Origin of the sequence: Actinoplanes nipponensis, assembly GCF_016862275.1 — a bacterium.
Classification (GTDB): Bacteria; Actinomycetota; Actinomycetes; order Mycobacteriales; family Micromonosporaceae; genus Actinoplanes; species Actinoplanes nipponensis.
Genome location: NZ_BOMQ01000089.1, coordinates 25,847 through 45,211, shown reverse-complemented (window position 1 = coordinate 45,211; position 19,365 = coordinate 25,847). Strand labels below are relative to the sequence as shown.

The window sequence follows — 19,365 nt, the reverse complement described above, 5'->3', positions numbered from 1 at the left end:
GGGCCTGCCGGTGGTCACCATCGCTGCATGGGTGACTACCGGCAGGCGTACGAGCGCAGTCTCCGCGACCCCGAGGGTTTCTGGCGGGAGGCCGCCGAGGCCATCGACTGGGACAGCCCACCCGGGCGCATCCTGGACGACGGGGCCGCGCCGATCTACCGGTGGTTCCCCGACGCCCGCCTCAACACCTGCCACAACGCCCTCGACCGGCACGTCGCGGCCGGGCGGGGCGAGCAGGCGGCGCTGATCCACGACAGCCCGGTGACCGGGACCGTGCGCACGTACAGCTATCGCGAGCTGCGCGACGAGGTGGCGCTGTTCGCGGGCGCCCTGCGCCGTCTCGGCGTCGGTCCGGGCGACCGGGTGGTCATCTACATGGCGATGATCCCGGAGGCGGTCATCGCCATGCTGGCCTGCGCCCGCCTCGGCGCGGTCCACTCCGTCGTCTTCGGCGGCTTCGGCGCGGCCGAGCTCGCCGCCCGCATCGACGACGCCCACCCCACGGTGATCGTGGCCAGTTCCTGCGGCATCGAGGCGTCCCGGGTCGTCGAGTACCAGCCGCTGCTCGCGCGCGCCCTGGAGCTGGCCACGTACCAGCCGGCGCACTGCGTGATCCTGCAGCGCCCGCAGCTGCTCGCCGACCTCACCCCGGGCCGCGACGTGGCCTGGGCCGACGCCGTCGCGGCGGCCGAGCCGGCGGAGTGCGTGCCGGTGGCGGCCACCGACCCGCTCTACATCCTCTACACCTCCGGCACGACCGGGCGCCCCAAGGGCGTGGTCCGCGACAACGGCGGGCACGCGGTGGCGCTGCGCTGGTCGATGAGCGCGATCTTCGCGGCCGGCCCGGGCGACGTCTTCTGGGCCGCGTCCGACGTCGGCTGGGTGGTCGGCCACTCCTACATCGTGTACGCGCCCCTGCTCACCGGCGCCACCACCGTGCTGTACGAGGGCAAGCCGGTCGGCACCCCGGACGCGGGGGCGTTCTGGCGGGTCGTCGCCCAGCACCGGGTGAACGTCATGTTCACCGCGCCGACCGCCATCCGCGCGGTCAAGAAGGAGGACCCCGAGGGCAAGCTGCTGACCGGGCACGACGTGTCCAGCCTGCGGCTGCTGTTCCTGGCCGGGGAGCGCCTCGACCCGGAGACGTACGCCTGGGCCGGGGAGCGGCTGGGCGTACCGGTGATCGACAACTGGTGGCAGACCGAGACCGGCTGGCCGATCGCCGCCAGCCCGCGCGGCCTGGAGACGCTGCCGACCAGGCCCGGCTCGCCGTCGGTGCCGGTGCCCGGCTACCGGGTCCGGGTGGTGGACCCGTCCGGCGCCGACGTGCCGCCCGGCGAGGACGGCTCGATCGTCATCGGCCTGCCGCTGCCGCCCGGCTGCCTGCCGACGCTCTGGCAGGACGACGAGCGGTACGTGCGCTCCTACCTGTCGGCGTTCCCGGGCAACTACCTGACCGGCGACGGCGGCCGCTTCGACGCCGACGGCTACTTGTACGTCATGGGCCGCACCGACGACGTCATCAACGTGGCCGGCCACCGCCTGTCCACCGGCGCCATGGAGGAGGTGCTGGCCGCGCACCCGGCGGTCGCCGAGTGCGCCGTGATCGGGGTGCACGACCCGCTCAAGGGCCAGCTGCCCCGCGGCTTCGTGGTGCTCAAGGCCGGCTTCGCCGGGCAGCCGGAACAGCTCAGCGCCGAACTGGTGGCGATGGTCCGCGACCGGATCGGCCCGGTGGCGGCGCTGCGCCGGGTGGACGTGGTGCCGGGGCTGCCGAAGACCCGCTCGGGCAAGATCCTGCGCCGGACCATGCGCGGCATCGCCGACGGGGTCCCGGAAGCGGTGCCCTCCACCATCGAGGACCCGGCCGTCCTGGACGCCCTGCGGCCCATCCTCACCGACTGATCAGGTGTTGAACGGCCGCCGGGCCACCAGCAGGACGTGGGTGACCGGCCAGTCCAGCGGCTGGCCGTCCACCGTGCTCAGCGTGGCGGTCGGGGCGATCCGGTTGTCGATGATCCAGTCGTTGCGGGACGTGCCGGAGGCCGGGTCCACCTCGAAACCGACGTCGGCCAGCAGCGACTTCCAGTCGGCGTACTCCAGGCCGCAGAACTGCTCCTGGACCTCGGAGAGCCAGTTGTCGGCGTAGTCCTTGCGGGTCAGGAAGTCCATGGCCGCGCCCAGGGTGAGCTCGACCGCGGCGCCGGCGGGGGAGTGCCGGAACGGGAAGCGGAAGTCCACGGCGAACTGCTCCAGCCGGGCCCGGGTCGACAGGCCGCCCACGTAGGCGGCGACCTGCGCGGCGGACAGGCCGGCCAGGTCCGTGCGCGGGGCGGGCGGATTGTCCCCGTCGGTGTCGTCCAGGGTCAGGCGGACCGGGCGGTCGCGGCCGTCCGGACCGCAGACGTCGCTGTTGATCCAGACGCCGCCGGGCGCGGTGTGGTCGTAGATGGCCTGCGCGAACCGGCGCAACGAGGCCCAGCGGTCGCCGTAGGACCAGATCTCGTGGGTCAGCGCGAACGTCAGGGTGGTGTCGATCGAGCGCGGCGGGAAGATGGCGCCGCCGAGCACGTTGCGGCGGTAGAAGAACACGTTGGCGTTGGCGAACACGCCCTGCGCCTTCTTGTGCACGCACTCCTCGTACAGGTGCCGGGCGACCTCGACGCCGATCAGGTCGCTCTCGCGCAGCGCCGGTTCCCGGTCGGCCAGCTCCAGCACCGCGCCGGCCCCGCAGCCGATGTCGACGATCCGGCCCGGGCGCACGTGCTGCTCCACCTGCTGCCACTTGCGGGCCGCGCTGTCGGCGAACGCCTCCACGTACGTCCGGTAGTTGCGGGTCGCCGTCAGCCCGCCCTCGTCGCCGACCACCGGGTCGTTGACGACCGTGCGCACGCTCTCCACCAGCCGGTAGCGGTCGAAGACGTCGGCGGTCGCCGGGTGGGCCAGCTCACGCCAGCCCTCGTCGCCCGCCGCCAGCCGCAGCAGCACGTCCCAGGGCCGGGCCGGCACCGGCTCCGACTCGGCCTCCACACCGGCGATCCGGAAACCCAGCGCCGCGTAGAGCCCGGCGACCGGGGTCGAGCAGGCCACCACGGTGTTCGCCGGGGTCAGCTCCAGGCCGGTGGCCACGGTGATGGTCTTGAGGGTCACCTCGGCGAAGCGGTCGGTGGGCGCGGTGTCGAACACCGGCACCACGACCGAGCGCAGGCCGGCGAGCACGCTGAAACGCTCGATGGCGGCCTCGCGGCGGTGGTACGGCACCGGGTTACGCTTCGTGTTCTCGTGGTTCGCCGACGTCACCGCCCAGACAATGGTCACACCTGGCCACCGCCGCAGGTAGTCGGCCTGGAAGCGGGTAAGGACGTGGTGACGGCCCGGGAACAGCAAGAAGGAAGTTTCCATCACGTCGTTGATACCGTACGGACACGCCGACCACGACATGCGGAGACTGTGATGCCTGAACGATCTGATCGCCGGCACCGGGTAGTGGTCGTCGGAGCCGGCTTCGGCGGGCTCTTCGCCACGAAGTCGCTGCGCCGGGCCGAGGTCGACGTCACGTTGATCAACGGTACCGCCTACCACCTCTTCCAGCCGCTGCTCTACCAGGTGGCCACCGGCATCCTCTCCGAGGGCGAGATCGCCCCGCCGATCCGGGAGATCCTGCGCCGCCAGGACAACGTCGACGTCAAGCTCGGCTGGGTCCGCGACGTCGACGTGGCCGCGCGCACCGTCGCGGTCGAGGCGCCCGGCATCGACTACACCGTCGAGTACGACACCCTGATCGTGGCGGCGGGCGCGTCCCAGTCGTACTTCGGCAACGACGGCTTCGCCGACCACGCGCCCGGCATGAAGAGCATCGACGACGCCCTCGAACTGCGGGCCCGCATCTTCGGCGCCTTCGAGCTGGCCGACCTGCAGAGCGACCCGGCCGAGGCCGACCGCTGGATGACGTTCGTGGTGGTCGGCGCCGGCCCGACCGGCGTGGAGATGGCCGGCCAGATCGCCGAGCTGGCCCACCGCACCCTGCCCGGGCAGTACAAGCACATCGACCCGCGCCGGGCCCGGATCATCCTGATCGACGCGCTGCCCGCCGTGCTGAACACCTTCGGCGACCACCTCTCCACCCGCGCGCTGCGCCGGCTGCACCTGCTCGGCGTCGAGGTGGAGCTGGAGACCAAGGTGGTCGACGTGGACGCGACCGGCATCGAGGTGGAGACCAAGCGCGGGCACCAGCGCATCGAGTCGATGACCAAGATGTGGGCCGCCGGGGTGGCCGCCCCGCCGCTGTCCCGCAAGCTCGCCGAGGCGGCCGGCGTCGAGACCGACCGGGCCGGCCGCATCAAGGTCAACCCGGACTGCACCCTGCCCGGGCACCCGGAGATCTTCGCCGTGGGCGACATGTTCTCGCTCAACCAGCTGCCCGGCGTCGCCCAGGTGGCCATCCAGAGCGGCCGGTACGCCGCCGACCAGATCAAGCGCCGGCTGGCCGGCAAGGAGCCGGCCAAGCCGTTCAAGTACTTCGACAAGGGCAGCATGGCCACCATCTCCCGGTTCTCGGCGGTGGCCAGCGTCGGCAAGCTGCGGGTCTCGGGGTTCCTGGGCTGGCTGATGTGGCTGGCGGTGCACCTGCTCTACCTGGTCGGCTTCAAGAACAGGGTCACCGCGGTGCTGCACTGGGCGGTCAGCTTCCTGGGCCGGGGCCGCTCCGAGCGGGTGGCGACCTTCCAGCAGGCGTACGCCCGGGCGGCGGTACGCGCGTACGGCGACCCGTTCGAACGCCGCCGCGCCGACGCGGCCGCGGCGCCGTCGCCGGCCGCTCAGCCCACCGACGCGGCGATCAGGTAACCCGCGTCCCCGACGACGTGCAGCAGCGGCGCACGGTCACCGTCGACCTTGCGCCGCAGGCACGTCAGCGAGAGCCCGACCAGCGCCGCCGAACGAGCCGCCCCACACCCGGTCCGGCAACATGCCGTCCAGCAGGACGGCATCGGGCCCGAACTCGGCCGCGACCCGGACAGCCTCGGCGCCGGTCCCGGCGCTGCGGACGTCCCAGCCCTCGTAGCCCAGCGCCATCGTCAGCAACTCGGCGAGAGCCGGTTCGTCGTCCACCACCAGGATCCGGGCCGGCCGGCCGGAACCGGCGGTCGGGGCGTCCGGGTCCGGTGAGCGGCGGTTGTGCGGAGCCTGTGGGGTGGGGGGTGCTGGGCCGCTTGTCTTCCGCGTGTGCGGCGGTTTCCGGTCTCCGCCTCCGTTTGCACCCGCGCCGGTCGCCCTTCGCCGCTCGCTTTCGGATCGGTTTCCGCTTCCTGCCCGCGCGGGGTCGGCTCGTCTTTCTGCCCGCCGGGGTCGGTTTGTCTTTCTGCCCGCCGGGGTCGGTTTGTCTTCCTGCCGCCAGGGTTAGCTTTGCTTCCTACCCGCCGGGGGTCGGTTTTGCCTTTCTACCCGGCCGGGGTCGTTTCCGCGTTCTGTCCGCCGGGGTCGGCTTTCGCTTACTGTTCTCCCGGCGACTGCTACCGCTTTCCCTTCGCATTCCGCCGCCCCCATGTGAGCCTCCCTCGGCTGGCTTGGCCTTCCGCAAGCGCTGCTGCGCCGGCATCCCTTGTCAGCTTCCGCCTTCTTCCGCAGCCGCGCCCGCGTGGGTTCGGCTCTGCTCACCCTCCGCGTCGACGTCCTCTCGTCTTGTGGTCCACCACTGTCGCTTTCGGGCGTTCGTGCCGGATCTTGTGGCGGCCAGGGCGTTCACGTGGCCGTAGTTTTCCAAGATCGTTGCGGGGGCGGGGGCGGAGAAGGACGGACGTGGTTCCGCCGACGGTTTCTTGCGTCCGCGTCGGATCCCTGCTGCACTCGGTTCGGTAGCTTGTGGGCGTCGGCTTCCTCTGGCCCTTCGCGTCTGCTTCCGCTTGTCTTCGCCTCCGCGTGACGCTTATCCTTCCCGGCATTTCGGGCGCTCGCCCCGGATCTTGTGGCACCCGGAGCGCTATCGGGGCCGTAGCTCACCAAGATTGCTGGGTGGTCGGTCAAGCGGAGCGGCATTGCGTCAACCGGCTGGTGTGGTCGCGGGAGCCAGAAAGCAGAAGCGGAACGCTGAACGCCACCCCGAACCCACAAAGAAGCCGCAACCCGAAAACCCCTAGGCAGCCAGCGCCGCGTACCGTCCCCCAACCGAAACCAGCTCCGCATGACTCCCCGACTCCAGAATCCGACCGTGATCCACCACCGCGATCTGGTCGGCGTCCCGCACGGTCGACAGCCGGTGCGCGATGGTCACCGTCGTCCGTCCCCGGGCCAGCTCGTCGAAGGCCCGCTGCACCGCCCGCTCGGTCGAGGTGTCCAGCGCGCTCGTGGCCTCGTCCAGCACCAGGATGCGGGGGTCGCGCAGCAGCGTGCGGGCGATGGCGATGCGCTGCTTCTCGCCGCCGGAGAAGCGGTGGCCGCGGGAGCCGACCACCGTGTCGTAGCCGTCCGGCAGCCCGGCGATCAAATCGTGGATCTGCGCCGCGCGGGCGGCCTGTTCGATCTGGGCGTCGGTGGCGTCGGGGCGGGCGTACCGCAGGTTTTCGCGCACCGTGGTGTGCAGCAGGTAGGTCTCCTGGCTGACCACCCCGACCACGCTCGCCAGGTCGCTCAGCCGCAGGTCGCGCAGGTCGATCCCGTCGATGGTGAGCCGGCCGGCGGCCGGGTCGTGGAGGCGGGCGATCAGCGCGGCGAGGGTGCTCTTGCCGGAGCCGGTCTCGCCGACCAGGGCCAGCGACGTGCCGGCCGGCACGTCGAGGGAGACGCCGGCGATCGCCGCGGTCTCGCTGCCGGGGTAGGTGAAGGTGACGTCCTCGAAGCGCAGGTGTCCGCGGACCGGCCGGGGCAGGGGCACCGGCGTGGCCGGGTCGTCCACGTCGACCGGCAGGTCGAGGTATTCGAAGATGCGGGCGAACAGGGCCAGGGAGCTGGTCAGCGAGACGCCGACGCCGAGCAGGCCCATCAGTGGCCGGAACAGTCCGGCCTGCAGTCCGGTGAAGGCGACCAGGGTGCCGATGCTCAGCGTGCCGGCGGTCGGCGGGAGCCCGGCGCTGAGGTAGATGAGCGCCGGGATGGCGGCGAAGATGATGCTCATCGCGGCCATCCGCCAGCGGCCGGCCAGTTCCGAGCGCAGCTCGAGGTCGATGAGCCGGGTGGAGGAGGCGGTGAACCGTTCGACCAGGGCGGCGCCGGTGCCCATGGTCTTGCTCAGCTGCACTCCGCTGATCGACAGTCCCTCCTCGACGGTGACGTTGAGGTCGGCGAGTTCGCGCTGGCGCCGGGCGGTGATCTCCTTGCGCATCCGGGCGACCCGGCGGGTGAGCAGGACGGCCGGGGGCAGGACGACCAGCGAGACCAGGGAGAGCTGCCAGGACAGCGCGGCCATGGCGACCGCGGTGGCGACGGCGGTGGTGAGGTTCGAGGCGATCGAGGTGGCGGTGGAGGTGACCACCGCCTGCATGCCGCCGATGTCGTTGGTGATGCGTGACTGCACCTCGCCGGTGCGGGTGCGGGTGAAGAACGCGATGGACTGCCGGTGCAGGTGGGTGAAGACGTCGACGCGCAGCCGGTGCATGACCTGCTGGCCGACGGTGGTGGAGATCCAGGTCTGGACGACGCCGAGCGCGGAGGTGACGGCGGCGACGGCCACCATGCCGGCGACCAGCCAGGCCAGCAGCGTGCGGTCCTGCTGCGGCAGCGCGCGGTCGATGACCTCGCGCAGCAGGAAGGGCGACGCCATGGCCAGCACGGACGAGGCGACGATGATCGCGGTGACCACGGCGAGCTGCAACCGGTGGGCGCGGAAGAGCCGGCCGATGCGGCGCAGGGAGACCTCGCGGGCCTGCTTCTTCTCGGCGGCGGTGACGGTGGGGGTGCGGACTGCCAAGAGCGGGACCTTCTTCCGGTACGGAGATTGCTGAGGTTACCTCATCATGAGGGAACAACCGCAACCCCTGGTACGGTATTCCCGTGCAGCCCGCGGACGAGAACCTGGCCGAGCTGTTCTGGGCCGTCGCCCGCAGCCTGCGGCACCTCACCAAGGAGACGCTGGAGCCGCTGCACGTCTCGCCCTCGCACAGCCGGGCCCTGACCGTGCTGCTGCGGCACGGCCCGATGCGCCCGGGCGCCCTGGCCGAGCACCTGCGCATCGCGCCCCGTTCGGCCACCGAGGTCGTGGACGATCTCCAGCAGCGCGGGCTGGTCGAGCGCGCCCCCGATCCGGCCGACCGCCGGGCGACCCTGCTGCACCTGACGCCGGCCGGCACGGCGATCGGGGACGCCATCCGCGAGGCCCGGCACGCCACCGCCGAGCGCTTCTTCGCCGGCCTGAGCGGGGTGGACCGCGCCGAGCTGGCCCGCATCCTGCGCCAACTGCGCGAATAATCCCCTTTGTGTAGTGTGTTGATCATGCGCAGGATCCTGATCGTCGGCGCCGGCCAGTCCGGTCTCCAGCTCGCCCTCGGCCTGCGCGCGGACGGCTACGACGTCACGCTCGTCTCCGCCCGGACGCCGGACGACCTGCGCGCCGGCCGCCCGCTGAGCACGCAGGGCATGTTCCACGACGCGCTGGAGACCGAGCGCGCCCTCGGCCTGGACCTCTGGGAAGGCCGGGCGCCGGCCTTCGAGGGCTTCCGGGTCACCCTGTCCGCGCCGCCCGGCCCCCCGGCCCTGGCCTTCAACGCCCGGCTCAGCCGGCCCGGCCAGAGCGTCGACCAGCGGCTCAAGATGGCGGCCTGGCTGGAGCTGGCCGAGCGGCGCGGGGTGACGGTCGAGTACCGCGCGGTCGGTACGGGGGAGTTGGCGGACCTCGCCGCCCGCCACGACCTGACCGTGGTGGCCGCCGGCAAGGGCGATCTGGTGTCCGTCTTCGCGCGGGACCCGCGGCGGTCGGTGCACGACGCGCCGCAGCGGGCGCTCGCCGTCGCCTACGTGCACGGCCTGGCGCCCGATCCGGACTTCCCGGCGCCGCACATCGGCTTCCACGCCGTACCCGGGCTCGGTGAGCTGGTCGTCGTCCCCGCCCTGACCCTCTCCGGACCGTGCGACATCCTCTTCTGGGAGGCCGTGCCCGGCGGCCCGCTCGACCGGTGGGCCGGTCCCGGCCCGATCGGGCCCGGGGAGCACCTGGCGACCACCCTGGAGCTGGCCTCCCGGTACGTGCCGTGGGTGGCCGAGCGCGCGGGCGCCGTCGAGCTGACCGACGACCGGGCCACCCTGTACGGCCGGTTCGCGCCGGTGGTGCGCGAGCCGGTGGCCCGGCTGGACGGCGACGCCGTGGTGCTGGGCATGGCCGACGTGGTGGTGGCCAACGACCCGATCACCGGCCAGGGCAGCAACACGGCCGCGAAGTGCGCCACCGCCTACCGGGCCGCGATCCGTGAGCGGGGCGGCCGGCCGTTCGACGAGGGGTGGATGCGCGCCACCGCCGAGGCGTTCTGGTCCTCGACCGCACGCCCGGTGACGGACTGGACCAACGCGATGCTGCAGCCGCTTCCGCCGCACGTGCAGCGCATTCTCGGCGCGGCGGCGGGTAACCCGGTGGTGGCGACCCGGTTCGCCGACGGCTTCTGCGACCCGGCGGACCTCGAGGAGTGGTTCCTGGCCCCGGAGGCGGCCGAGCGGTACCTCGCCTCGGTGTGACGCGGCGTTACCTGGATCACTCGACTGACCGATCGGCCAGCTTCTGACCGATCGGTCAGGCATGCTGGTGGGCATGGCCCGTACCAGTACCCGCGACGAGATCCTCGCCGCCGCCGCGGAGCTGTTCTCCCGCGCCGGCTTCAAGGGCGCCTCGTTGCAGGACATCGCCGCGGAGGTGGGCTGCTCCAAGGCGACCTTGCTCTACCACTTCGACAGCAAGGAGGCCATGTTGGCCGCCCTGGTGGCGCCGGCCGCCGCCGAGCTGGCCGAGCTGACCGCCCGGCTGGAGACGCTCGACGGCGAGGCGGCGCGCGCGGCGGCCATCGACGGGTTCGTCGACCTGGTGCTGCGGTACCGCCGGGAGGCCGGGCTCATCTACTACGGCTCGCTGGATGTGCTCTGGACGCCGGCCTTCGCCGACGCCCAGCCCATGATCGAGAACCTGTGCGCCGCCTTCGCGGCCGGCTCGACCGACCCGGTCGACCGCATCGCGGCCGAGGTCCTGCTGGCCGGCATCTGCTCCGTCGCCATCGACAAGCCCGATGACGAGACCCTGCGCACCGCCCTGATCGCCGTGGCGAGGCGCGCCCTGCTCACCCCCCGATCCAAGGACTGACATGGCAACCCTGTTGTACCGCCTCGGCCGGGCCTCGTTCCGGCGCCGCAAGCTCGTGGTCGTGCTCTGGCTGGTGCTGCTCGCCGCGCTGGGCGGGGCGGCGCTGGCCTTCAAGGGCCCGTCGTCGAGCGACTTCACCATGCCCGGCACCGAGTCGCAGCGCGCGATCGACGCCCTGCAGCGCGAGTTCCCGGAGGCCAGCGGGGCGACCGGCACCATCGTGGTGGCCGCGCCGGCCGGCGGGACCCTGGCCGATGCCGCGCTCAAGCCGGCGGTCGAAGGGCTGGTCAAGGAGGCGTCGGCGCTGCCCGGCGTGCTGGGCGCGGTGGATCCGTTCGCCGCCAAGGCGCTCTCCCCGGACGGCCGGTACGCGCTGATCCAGGTGCAGTTCGCCACCCGGGCCGACGAGGTCACCGACGAGCAGCGCACCGCGTACGAGCGCAGCGGGCAGGCCGCCGAGGCCGCCGGCCTGCGCGTCGAGCACGGCGGCGAGGTGATGAACTCCGAGCCCGAGGTCGGCGGCACCGAGAGCATCGGCGTCATCATCGCCCTGGTCGTCCTGGTGGTCACCTTCGGCTCGCTGGTCGCCGCGGGCATGACCATGCTCAACGCGCTGATCGGCGTCGGCGCCGGCATGGCGGGCCTGTTCGCGCTCAGCAGCGTGGTCACGCTGACCAGCACCGCGCCGGTGCTCGCGCTGATGCTGGGCCTCGCGGTCGGCATCGACTACTCGCTGTTCATCACCTCCCGGCACCGGCAGAACCTCGTCGACGGCCTGGCGCCCCAGGAGGCGGTCGCCCGCGCGGTGGGCACCGCGGGCTCCGCCGTCGTGTTCGCCGGCGTCACCGTGGTCATCGCGCTGGCCGGCCTGGCCGTCGTGGACATCCCGTTCCTGACGGTCATGGGCCTGGCCGCGGCGGGCACCGTCGCGGTCGCCGTGCTGGTCGCCATCACCCTGCTGCCGGCCCTGCTCGGGTTCGCCGGGCAGCGGGTGCTGCCGCGCCGGCTGCGCGCCGGGGCGACCCGCTCGGCCGCGCACGCCGAGCCCACCGAGGGCTTCGGCTTCCGCTGGGCCCGGATGATCATCAAGCTGCGGATCCCGGTCATCCTGGTCGGCGTGCTGGGGCTGGGCGCGCTGGCCCTGCCGGCCGCCGACATGCGGGTGGCGCTGCCCGGCGCGGGCGCCGGGCCGGTCGGCACGCCCGGCCGGGACGCCGCCGACCTGATCACCCAGGGCTTCGGCCCCGGCTTCAACGGCCGGCTGGCCCTGGTGGTCTCCGGCGATTCCCCGCAGCGGACCGCCGCAGCCGTGCAGCAGGTGACCCAGCTGTTGCAGGGCACCCCGGACCTGCTCGCGGTGACCCCGCCCAACCTCAGCCGGGACCAGCGCACCGCGCTGCTCGGCGTGCTGCCGCGGACCGGCCCGACCGACGCGGCCACCGAGGACCTGGTGCACGAGGTACGCGACCGGGTGGCCGGGGTGAGCGGCGCGGACGTGGCGCTGACCGGCCAGACCGCCGTGGGCATCGACGTGTCCGAGAAGCTCTCCGACGCCATGCCGGTCTACCTGCTGCTGGTCGTCGGCCTGTCGGTGCTGCTGCTGATGCTGGTGTTCCGGTCCGTGCTGGTGCCGGTCAAGGCCGCGCTCGGCTTCCTGCTCACCGTCGGGGCCACGTTCGGCATCACCGTGCTGGTGTTCCAGAAGGGACACCTGGCCGGGCTGGTCGGCCTGGACACCCCCGGGCCGCTGATCAGCTTCCTGCCCATCCTGCTGATCGGCATCCTCTTCGGTCTCGCCATGGACTACGAGGTGTTCCTGGTGTCGCGGATGCGTGAGGACTTCGTGCACGGCGAGACCGCGCAGGAGGCCACGGTCAGCGGCATGGGGCACGGTGCCCGGGTGGTCACCGCCGCCGCCCTGATCATGACGTCGGTCTTCGCGGGCTTCGTCCTGCTGGACGACCCGGTGATCAAGTCGATGGGCTTCGCGCTGGCCATCGGCGTGGCGATCGACGCCTTCGTGGTGCGGATGACCATCGTGCCGGCGGTGATCTCGCTGCTCGACCGGTCCGCCTGGTGGCTGCCGCTCTGGCTGGACCGGGTGCTGCCGAACGTCGACATCGAGGGCGAGCGGCTGCGCGCGGAGCTCGCCGACGAGCCCGGCCGGGAGCCGGTCACCGTCTGAACGGAGCGGGGCAGGGACAGCCGGGGCGTGCATCGCACGCCCCGGCTGTTTATTGCCGGATTGTTACCTGTTCGGTGATCTAGAAACTTGCGCAGCGTCTTCCGCTCTGAATAGGTTGCCTTCGACAACAAAACCATGTGAAAGCCAGACCCCTCCCGGAGGCATCCATGACGTTGGCGAGGTGGTGCGAGCGATGAGTGACGCGCCGATCCTCCTGGAGATGCGTTCCATCACCAAGGAGTTCCCCGGAGTCAAGGCCCTCTCCGACGTCAACCTGGTGGTGCGCGCCGGCGAGATCCACGCCATCTGCGGTGAAAACGGTGCCGGCAAGTCCACGCTGATGAAGGTGCTCAGCGGGGTCTACCCGTACGGCACGTACGACGGTGACATCGTTTACCAGGGTGCGCAGACCCGCTTCTCGGACATCCGCGCCAGCGAGCGCGCGGGCATCGTGATCATCCACCAGGAGCTCGCGCTCATCCCGGAGCTCTCGATCACCGAGAACATCTTCCTCGGCAACGAGCCCCGCCGCCGCGGCGCGATCGACTGGAAGTCCGCCCAGCGCCAGGCCCGCGAGCTGCTGGCCCGGGTGGGCCTGCGCGAGAACCCGGACACCCTGATCAAGGACATCGGCGTCGGCAAGCAGCAGCTGGTGGAGATCGCCAAGGCGTTCGCCAAGGACGTCAAGCTGCTCATCCTGGACGAGCCCACCGCCGCGCTGAACGAGGCGGACTCCCGGCACCTGCTCGACCTGCTCCGCGGTTTCCGCGAGCGGGGCATCACCTCGATCATGATCTCGCACAAGCTCAACGAGATCGAGTCGATCGCCGACCAGATCACCATCCTGCGCGACGGCAGGACGGTGGAGACGCTCGACGTCAAGGCCGACGGCGTCGACGAGGACCGCATCGTGCGGGGCATGGTGGGCCGCGAGCTCAGCAGCCGCTTCCCCGACCACACGCCCAAGATCGGCGAGGTGTTCTTCGAGGTCCGCGACTGGAACGTGCGGCACCCGATCTCCGCCGAGCGCCAGGTCTGCAAGAACTCCAGCTTCGTGGTCCGCCGCGGCGAGATCGTCGGCTTCGCCGGCCTGATGGGCGCCGGGCGCACCGAGCTCGCGATGAGCGTCTTCGGCCGCTCGTACGGGGTCTGGGAGTCGGGCACGATCATCAAGGACGGCAAGGAGATCGTGCTCAAGTCGGTGGCGGACGCGATCGCCCACGGCCTGGCCTACGTCAGCGAGGACCGCAAGGCGATCGGCCTCAACCTGCTCGACGACATCAAGACGTCGACGGTGGCCGCCAAGCTGTCCAAGATCACCAAGCGGGGCGTCCTCGACGAGGTCGCCGAGTACCAGGCGGCCGAGGCGTACCGCAAGGAGCTGCGCACCAAGGCTCCCACGGTGGACGAGGGCGTCTCCAAGCTCTCCGGCGGCAACCAGCAGAAGGTCGTCCTGGCGAAGTGGATGTTCACCGACCCGGACCTGCTGATCCTGGACGAGCCCACCCGCGGCATCGACGTGGGCGCGAAGTACGAGATCTACGGCATCATCCAGCGGCTCGCCGACCAGGGTAAGGGCGTCATCGTCATCTCCTCGGAGCTGCCCGAGCTGATCGGGCTCTGCGACCGCATCTACACCGTGTTCGAAGGCCAGATCACCGGCGACATCCCTCGCCAGGACGCGGACCCGGAGACCCTCATGAAGCAGATGACCTCGACGAAGAAGATGCAGACCCGATGAGCCGATTCAAGGACCTTCAGAAGAACCTGTTCGGAGGCACGACCTCCAACGCCCGCCAGTTCGGCATGATCTTCACGCTCGTGGCGATCGTCCTGCTGTTCCAGTTCCTGACGGACGGGCTGACGCTGCGATCGGACAACCTGATCGCGCTGTTCCAGCAGAACTCCTACATCCTGATCCTGGCCATCGGCATGCTGATGGTGATCGTGGCCGGCCACATCGACCTGTCGGTCGGCTCGGTGGCCGCGTTCGCCGGCATCCTGGTCGCCAAGTCGATGGCCGAGTGGGACCTGCCCTGGCCCGTGGCCATCCTGTTCGGCCTGCTCATCGGGGCCGCCATCGGCGCCTGGCAGGGCTTCTGGGTCGCCTACATCGGCGTGCCGGCGTTCATCGTGACGCTGGCCGGCATGCTGCTGTTCCGCGGCGGCAACCAGTTCATCGGCAACGCCAACACCATCCCGGTGCCGGAGGGCTTCCGGGTGATCGGCTCCGGCTTCCTGCCCGAGGTGGGTCCCAACACCGGCTACAACAACCTGACCCTGCTGCTGGGCCTGGCCGCCTGCGTCGCGGTGATCTGGCGCGAGCTGCAGTCGCGCCGCACCCGGCACGAGATGGACGCCGACGCCGGCCCGCTGTGGGTCTCGATCCTGCGCCTGGCCGTGATGGTCGGCGTGATCGCCTTCGCGGCGCTGCGCTTCGCCAGCGGCCGCGTCGGCACCAGCTTCCCGGTCTCCGGCATCATCCTGGTCGCGCTGGTGCTGCTGTACTCCTTCTACACCCGCAACACCGCCGGTGGCCGGCACATCTACGCGGTCGGCGGCAACTCGCGGGCGGCGGAGCTCTCCGGCGTCAAGCTCAGGCGGGTCAACTTCTTCGTCATGATGAACATGTCCGTGCTCGCCGCGCTGGCCGGCATGATCTTCGTGGCCCGCTCGGCGGCCTCCGGCCCGCAGGACGGCAACGGCTGGGAGCTGGACGCCATCGCCGCCGTCTTCATCGGCGGGGCGGCCGTGTCCGGCGGCATCGGCACGATCAGCGGCTCGATCGTCGGTGGTCTGGTCATGGCGGTGCTCAACAACGGGCTGCAGCTGCAGGGCGTCGGCACCGACCGGGTGCAGATCATCAAGGGCCTGGTGCTGCTGCTGGCGGTCGCGCTGGACGTCTACAACAAGAGCCAGGGGCGCTTCTCGATCATCGGAAGCCTGATGCGCCCCTTCCGCCGGGAGGCATCCGCCGCTCCGGCTACGTCGGAAGCGGAGCGCGAGCCCGCCACGACAACGGTGTCCGGCTGACGGCCACCGACCCCTCTCACCCGTTTCACCTCTGAAGAAGGGCAACACCCCCCCATGCGTACATTCTTTGCCAAGACGGTGGCCATCGGCGCCATCTCGATGCTGGCCCTCACGGCCTGCGGCGGCGGCCGCGACGAGGAGTCCGGCTCGGACGCCCCGGCCAAGGGCTTCGCGGCCAACTCCCTCATCGGTGTGGCCCTGCCGGCCAAGACCTCGGAGAACTGGGTTCTCGCCGGCGACCTGTTCACCAACGGCCTGAAGGAGGCCGGCTTCCAGAGCGACGTGCAGTACGCCGGCGCGTCGACCACGGTCGCCGACCAGCAGGCGCAGATCACCGCCATGGTGACCAAGGGCGCGAAGGTCATCGTCATCGGCGCGACCGACGCCGCGCAGCTGTCGACCCAGGTCGCCGCCGCGCACGCCGCCGGCGCGAAGGTCATCGCGTACGACCGCCTCATCACCAACACGCCGGACCTCGACTACTACGTCGCGTTCGACAACTTCAAGGTCGGCCAGCTCCAGGGCCAGGCCCTGCTGGACGGCATGAAGGCCAAGAAGCCGGCCGGCCCGTACAACATCGAGCTGTTCTCCGGCTCGCCGGACGACAACAACGCCGGTGTCTTCTTCAACGGCGCGATGGACGTGCTCAAGCCGGAGATCGACAAGGGCAACGTCGTCGTCGCCTCGAAGCAGACCGACGTCAAGCAGACCGCCATCCAGGGCTGGAAGGCCGAGGGTGCGCAGGCCCGCATGGACCAGCTGCTGACCTCGACCTACGGCAGCAAGGAGCTGGACGGCGTCCTCTCCCCGAACGACACCCTGGCGCGCGCGATCATCACCTCGATCAAGAGCGCCGGCAAGAAGGTCCCGGTCGTCACCGGTCAGGACTCCGAGGTCGAGTCGATCAAGTCGATCATGGCCGGCGAGCAGTACATGACGATCAACAAGGACACCCGCACCCTGGTCAAGGAGACCATCAACATGGTCAAGGCCCTGCAGGCCGGTAACGCCCCGCAGGTCAACGACCAGAAGTCCTACAACAACGGCAGCAAGGTCGTCGACACCTTCCTGCTCCCGCCGGTCGCCGTCACCAAGGCGAACGCGGCCGAGGCGTACGCGAACGACCCGAAGCTCGCGCCGCTGACCAAGTCCTGACGACTGGATAGCACCTGAGGTCCTGGGGTCCCCGGAGTCCGTCTCCGGGGACCCTTCGTCGTGCCGGCGCCGACATAACGGACAATGAACCCGTACCGGAAGGAGGTCGTCCCGTGGTGACACCCGTACGGTCCGGCCTGCCCCGGGCCGGGCGCCCGGCGGAGACCCCGCTGCCCGCGGCCCCGGTCGCCAGCCAGGAGGAGATCCGCCGGCAGAATCTGGGCGCCGTCCTGCGGCACGTGCACGTGCACGGGCCGACCTCGCGCGCCGAGCTCACCGCCCGGCTCGGGCTCAACCGCAGCACCATCGGGACGCTCGCCGCCGACCTGGCCGCCGCCGGGCTGGTCACCGAGGAGGCCGAGGCGCCCACCGGCGCCCGCCGCGCCGGCCGGCCCTCGCTGGTGGTCAGCCCCCGCTCCGGCCGCGTCCACACGTACGCGCTGAGCATCGAGGCCGACCGGCTGCGCGCCGCCCGCATCGGCCTCGGCGGCCGCATCCTCGACCTGCGCGAGACGCGCCGCCCGCCCGGCATGCCGGTCCTCGACGCCGTGGCGCCGCTGGCCGGCCTCGTCCGCGCCATGGCGGACGCGGTCGACGCCGGCGCGCTGGTGATCGGCGGCGCCGTCGCGGTGGCCGACACGAGCCGCGACGCCGAGGGCCGCATCCGCATCGGCGCCACCGACGAGACCCTGGGCGACGTGCTCGGCGCCGAGCTGGCCGGGCCCCGCTTCGCCACCGGCGACCTCGCCGACGTCGCCGCGCTCGCCGAACACGTCCGCGGGGTGGCCGCGGGCGTCGACGACCTGGTCTACCTGCACGGCGACCTCGGCGTCAGCGCCGGCATCATCACCGGCGGCCGGCTGGTGGCCGGGCACCGGGGCCGCGGGGGCAAGGTCGGTCACATGGTGGTCAACCCGCAGGGCCCGCGCTGCGGCTGCGGGTCCCGCGGCTGCTGGGAGACCGAGGTCGGCGAGGGCGCGCTGCTGCGCCGGGCCGGGCGCGACCCGGGGGACCGGGCCGCGGTGCTGGAGGTGCTGCGGTCCGCGGTGGGCGGCGAGCCGGCGGCCCGCGCGGCGGTACGGGAGGTCGCCGACTGGCTCGGCTTCGGGGTGGCCAACCTGGTCAACGTGGTGAACCCGGACCTGGTGGTCTTCGGCGGGTCGCTGCGCGAGGTGTACGCCGCCGGCGCGGGCACCGTCCGCCGCCGGCTGGACGCGATGGCCCTGCCGGCGTCCCGCGAGCACGTGCAGCTGCGCGCCGCCGCCCTGGGCCGCAACGCCGCCCTGGTCGGCGCGGCCGAGCTCGCCTTCGAGCGGCTGCTCGCCGACCCGCTGAACGCCGGGGTTGCGGGGTAGGTGGACACTGGAGCCCGGCCCGCAGGCGATGACGGAGGCGGCTACATGACGGGAACACCGGCGGGCGCCGCCACCCTGCGCTGGGTGACCATGCTGGCCTGGCTGCTGCCGCCGCTGGTCGAGCTGCCGCTGGTCGCCGCGCTCAGCTCGGGCGTGCCGCAGATCGGCCGCGCGGCCGTCTTCGGCGTCCCGGCCACCCGGGCCGTGGTGCTGTTCGCCCTGGCCGCCGCGCTCGCCGGCGTGGTGGCCGTGCTGCGCGGCACCACCGGCGTGGCCCGGGCGGCCGTCGCGGGCGCGCTGTCCATCGCCGCGGGGACGGTGGCCGCGCTGGCCGCCGGCTTCCTCTTCGACAGCACCTTCCCGCTGCTCGGCGTGCTGCCGGCGCACTCCGCGCTGGCCCTGGCCGTGCTGGCCGGGGCGACCCTGCGGGAGCCCACCGCCGACTGACGGGGCCGGTCGGCGCGGGCCCCGGCCGGCGTCGGGCTCAGTAGTGCCGGCGCGCCGCGAGACCGGGCAGCAGGGACAGGCCGGCGATGATCGCGCCGCCGACCATCAGCACGTACGCCAGCAGCAGCGCCTCGCCGCCCCCGCCGCCGCCCACGGCGATCGCGACCAGCGTCAGCACGAAGCCCAGCAGCACCGGCAGCCCGGCCAGCACCCAGGCCGCGGTCTTCTGCGCCGGGCTCCACCGCGACGAGCCGGACACCAGCAGCAGCCCGGCGAGCGGGCAGATCACCGGCATGACCACCGAGCCGGCGGTGATCAGGGCTATCCCGGCGTACTCCAGGGCGCTGGACGTGCCGGCGGCGGGCGGCGGCAGCGGCGCCGGCGCGGCCGGGCGCCGCAGGTGGGCCGGCATCCGGCCGCGCCGGGCGGCGGCCGCGAGCGCCTCCGGCGGGCCCAGCCGGTGCAGGATGTGCCGCGGGTCCTCCAGCGGGTCGGCCACCGAGGTGCGCCGCATCGCGATGTAGTCGGCGACGGTGGTCATGAGCTCGTCGCGCAGGCCGGGCTCGAGGTCCTCGCTGGCGCCCCAGAGCGCGGCCAGATAGTCCAGGACGAGCACGTCCGTGTGCGCCAGCGGCGTGGTGTCGTGGTGGTGCGGTACGGCCGTCATCCGGATCCCCCTGAGCTGAGCGCGACAAGTGCAGTCAGCATCGCGGCGGTCCGCCCCGGCGCACATCTGGCCCGGGGCCGATCCCCCGGCCGGCTCTCTGCCTTTCGGCCGATCCGGCCCCGGTGGGCGGCCCGGGCCCGGGTGGGGCGATAGTCCGTTTCGCGGATGGTCGAGGGGCCGTTCGTCCGGCAGCCTGGTCCGGTGGATCACGGGGATGCTGCGACGAGTCCCGCGGCGCCGGGTTTTGCTACAT

At 72.1% G+C, this 19,365-nt stretch carries 14 protein-coding genes and 1 pseudogene; 11 read left to right on the top strand and 4 right to left on the bottom strand.

Annotated elements, in window-relative coordinates:
* The first annotated feature begins 27 nt into the window (after positions 1-27).
* Positions 28-1,905 carry a propionyl-CoA synthetase gene (locus Ani05nite_RS36405; RefSeq protein ID WP_203776033.1) on the top strand — a complete coding sequence of 626 codons (1,878 nt, stop codon included), beginning with the start codon at positions 28-30 and terminating at the stop codon, positions 1,903-1,905.
* On the opposite strand, the gene Ani05nite_RS36400 is transcribed toward Ani05nite_RS36405, so the two are convergent.
* On the bottom strand, positions 1,906-3,318 hold the full coding sequence (locus tag Ani05nite_RS36400) for a class I SAM-dependent methyltransferase (protein ID WP_239131000.1): 1,413 nt from the start codon (positions 3,316-3,318) through the stop codon (positions 1,906-1,908).
* A gap of 135 nt (positions 3,319-3,453) precedes the next feature.
* On the opposite strand from Ani05nite_RS36400, the gene Ani05nite_RS36395 reads away from it, so the two are divergent.
* Positions 3,454-4,845: an NAD(P)/FAD-dependent oxidoreductase gene (locus Ani05nite_RS36395; RefSeq protein ID WP_203776032.1), complete on the top strand. Its 1,392-nt coding sequence runs from the start codon at positions 3,454-3,456 to the stop codon at positions 4,843-4,845.
* A gap of 111 nt (positions 4,846-4,956) precedes the next feature.
* On the opposite strand, the pseudogene Ani05nite_RS36390 reads toward Ani05nite_RS36395, so the two are convergent.
* Positions 4,957-5,118: pseudogene (locus Ani05nite_RS36390) on the bottom strand (response regulator); the annotation flags it as partial.
* Positions 5,119-6,130: 1,012 nt separating this feature from the next.
* On the bottom strand, positions 6,131-7,900 hold the full coding sequence (locus tag Ani05nite_RS36385) for an ABC transporter ATP-binding protein (RefSeq protein WP_203776031.1): 1,770 nt from the start codon (positions 7,898-7,900) through the stop codon (positions 6,131-6,133).
* 83 nt (positions 7,901-7,983) lie between these two features.
* Between Ani05nite_RS36385 and Ani05nite_RS36380 the strand changes: the two genes are divergently transcribed.
* The 9 genes from Ani05nite_RS36380 to Ani05nite_RS36340 all read left to right on the top strand — a co-directional run bounded on the left by Ani05nite_RS36380 (position 7,984) and on the right by Ani05nite_RS36340 (position 18,445).
* Complete coding sequence (locus Ani05nite_RS36380) at positions 7,984-8,397, top strand: MarR family winged helix-turn-helix transcriptional regulator (RefSeq protein ID WP_203776029.1); 414 nt, start codon at positions 7,984-7,986, stop codon at positions 8,395-8,397.
* Between the two features lie 24 nt (positions 8,398-8,421).
* Entirely contained in the window at positions 8,422-9,654 is a 1,233-nt protein-coding gene (locus Ani05nite_RS36375; RefSeq protein ID WP_203776027.1) for a styrene monooxygenase/indole monooxygenase family protein, read from the top strand.
* 73 nt (positions 9,655-9,727) lie between these two features.
* The gene (locus Ani05nite_RS36370; RefSeq protein WP_203776025.1) at positions 9,728-10,270 is read left to right on the top strand and encodes a TetR/AcrR family transcriptional regulator; all 543 of its coding nucleotides are present in this window, start codon (positions 9,728-9,730) and stop codon (positions 10,268-10,270) included.
* Between the two features lies 1 nt (position 10,271).
* Positions 10,272-12,455, top strand: coding sequence for an MMPL family transporter (locus tag Ani05nite_RS36365; RefSeq protein WP_203776023.1), 2,184 nt, complete (start codon positions 10,272-10,274; stop codon positions 12,453-12,455).
* Positions 12,456-12,648: 193 nt separating this feature from the next.
* Positions 12,649-14,196 (top strand): multiple monosaccharide ABC transporter ATP-binding protein, encoded by a 1,548-nt coding sequence (gene mmsA / locus Ani05nite_RS36360; protein ID WP_203776021.1) that lies wholly within the window; start codon positions 12,649-12,651, stop codon positions 14,194-14,196.
* Entirely contained in the window at positions 14,193-15,488 is a 1,296-nt protein-coding gene (mmsB, locus tag Ani05nite_RS36355) for a multiple monosaccharide ABC transporter permease (protein ID WP_203776019.1), read from the top strand. The genes mmsA and mmsB overlap by 4 nt, the downstream gene beginning before the upstream one ends.
* A 54-nt stretch (positions 15,489-15,542) precedes the next feature.
* Positions 15,543-16,643 carry a substrate-binding domain-containing protein gene (locus Ani05nite_RS36350; protein ID WP_203776017.1) on the top strand — a complete coding sequence of 367 codons (1,101 nt, stop codon included), beginning with the start codon at positions 15,543-15,545 and terminating at the stop codon, positions 16,641-16,643.
* A gap of 113 nt (positions 16,644-16,756) precedes the next feature.
* Positions 16,757-17,998: an ROK family protein gene (locus Ani05nite_RS36345; protein ID WP_203776015.1), complete on the top strand. Its 1,242-nt coding sequence runs from the start codon at positions 16,757-16,759 to the stop codon at positions 17,996-17,998.
* A 45-nt stretch (positions 17,999-18,043) separates the two neighbouring features.
* Positions 18,044-18,445: a hypothetical protein gene (locus Ani05nite_RS36340; protein WP_203776014.1), complete on the top strand. Its 402-nt coding sequence runs from the start codon at positions 18,044-18,046 to the stop codon at positions 18,443-18,445.
* A gap of 37 nt (positions 18,446-18,482) precedes the next feature.
* On the opposite strand, the gene Ani05nite_RS36335 is transcribed toward Ani05nite_RS36340, so the two are convergent.
* A complete protein-coding gene (locus Ani05nite_RS36335; protein ID WP_203776012.1) occupies positions 18,483-19,112 on the bottom strand; it encodes a hypothetical protein in 630 nt (209 codons plus the stop codon).
* Positions 19,113-19,365: the final 253 nt, after the last annotated feature.

Coding starts and splice junctions, on each gene's coding strand:
- Ani05nite_RS36340 (WP_203776014.1), top strand. CDS start 18,044: ATGACGGGAACACCGGCGGGCGCCGCCACCCTGCGCTGGGTGACCATG.
- Ani05nite_RS36350 (WP_203776017.1), top strand. CDS start 15,543: ATGCGTACATTCTTTGCCAAGACGGTGGCCATCGGCGCCATCTCGATG.
- Ani05nite_RS36375 (WP_203776027.1), top strand. CDS start 8,422: ATGCGCAGGATCCTGATCGTCGGCGCCGGCCAGTCCGGTCTCCAGCTC.
- mmsA (WP_203776021.1), top strand. CDS start 12,649: ATGAGTGACGCGCCGATCCTCCTGGAGATGCGTTCCATCACCAAGGAG.
- Ani05nite_RS36365 (WP_203776023.1), top strand. CDS start 10,272: ATGGCAACCCTGTTGTACCGCCTCGGCCGGGCCTCGTTCCGGCGCCGC.
- Ani05nite_RS36335 (WP_203776012.1), bottom strand. CDS start 19,112: ATGACGGCCGTACCGCACCACCACGACACCACGCCGCTGGCGCACACG.
- mmsB (WP_203776019.1), top strand. CDS start 14,193: ATGAGCCGATTCAAGGACCTTCAGAAGAACCTGTTCGGAGGCACGACC.
- Ani05nite_RS36370 (WP_203776025.1), top strand. CDS start 9,728: ATGGCCCGTACCAGTACCCGCGACGAGATCCTCGCCGCCGCCGCGGAG.
- Ani05nite_RS36395 (WP_203776032.1), top strand. CDS start 3,454: ATGCCTGAACGATCTGATCGCCGGCACCGGGTAGTGGTCGTCGGAGCC.
- Ani05nite_RS36405 (WP_203776033.1), top strand. CDS start 28: ATGGGTGACTACCGGCAGGCGTACGAGCGCAGTCTCCGCGACCCCGAG.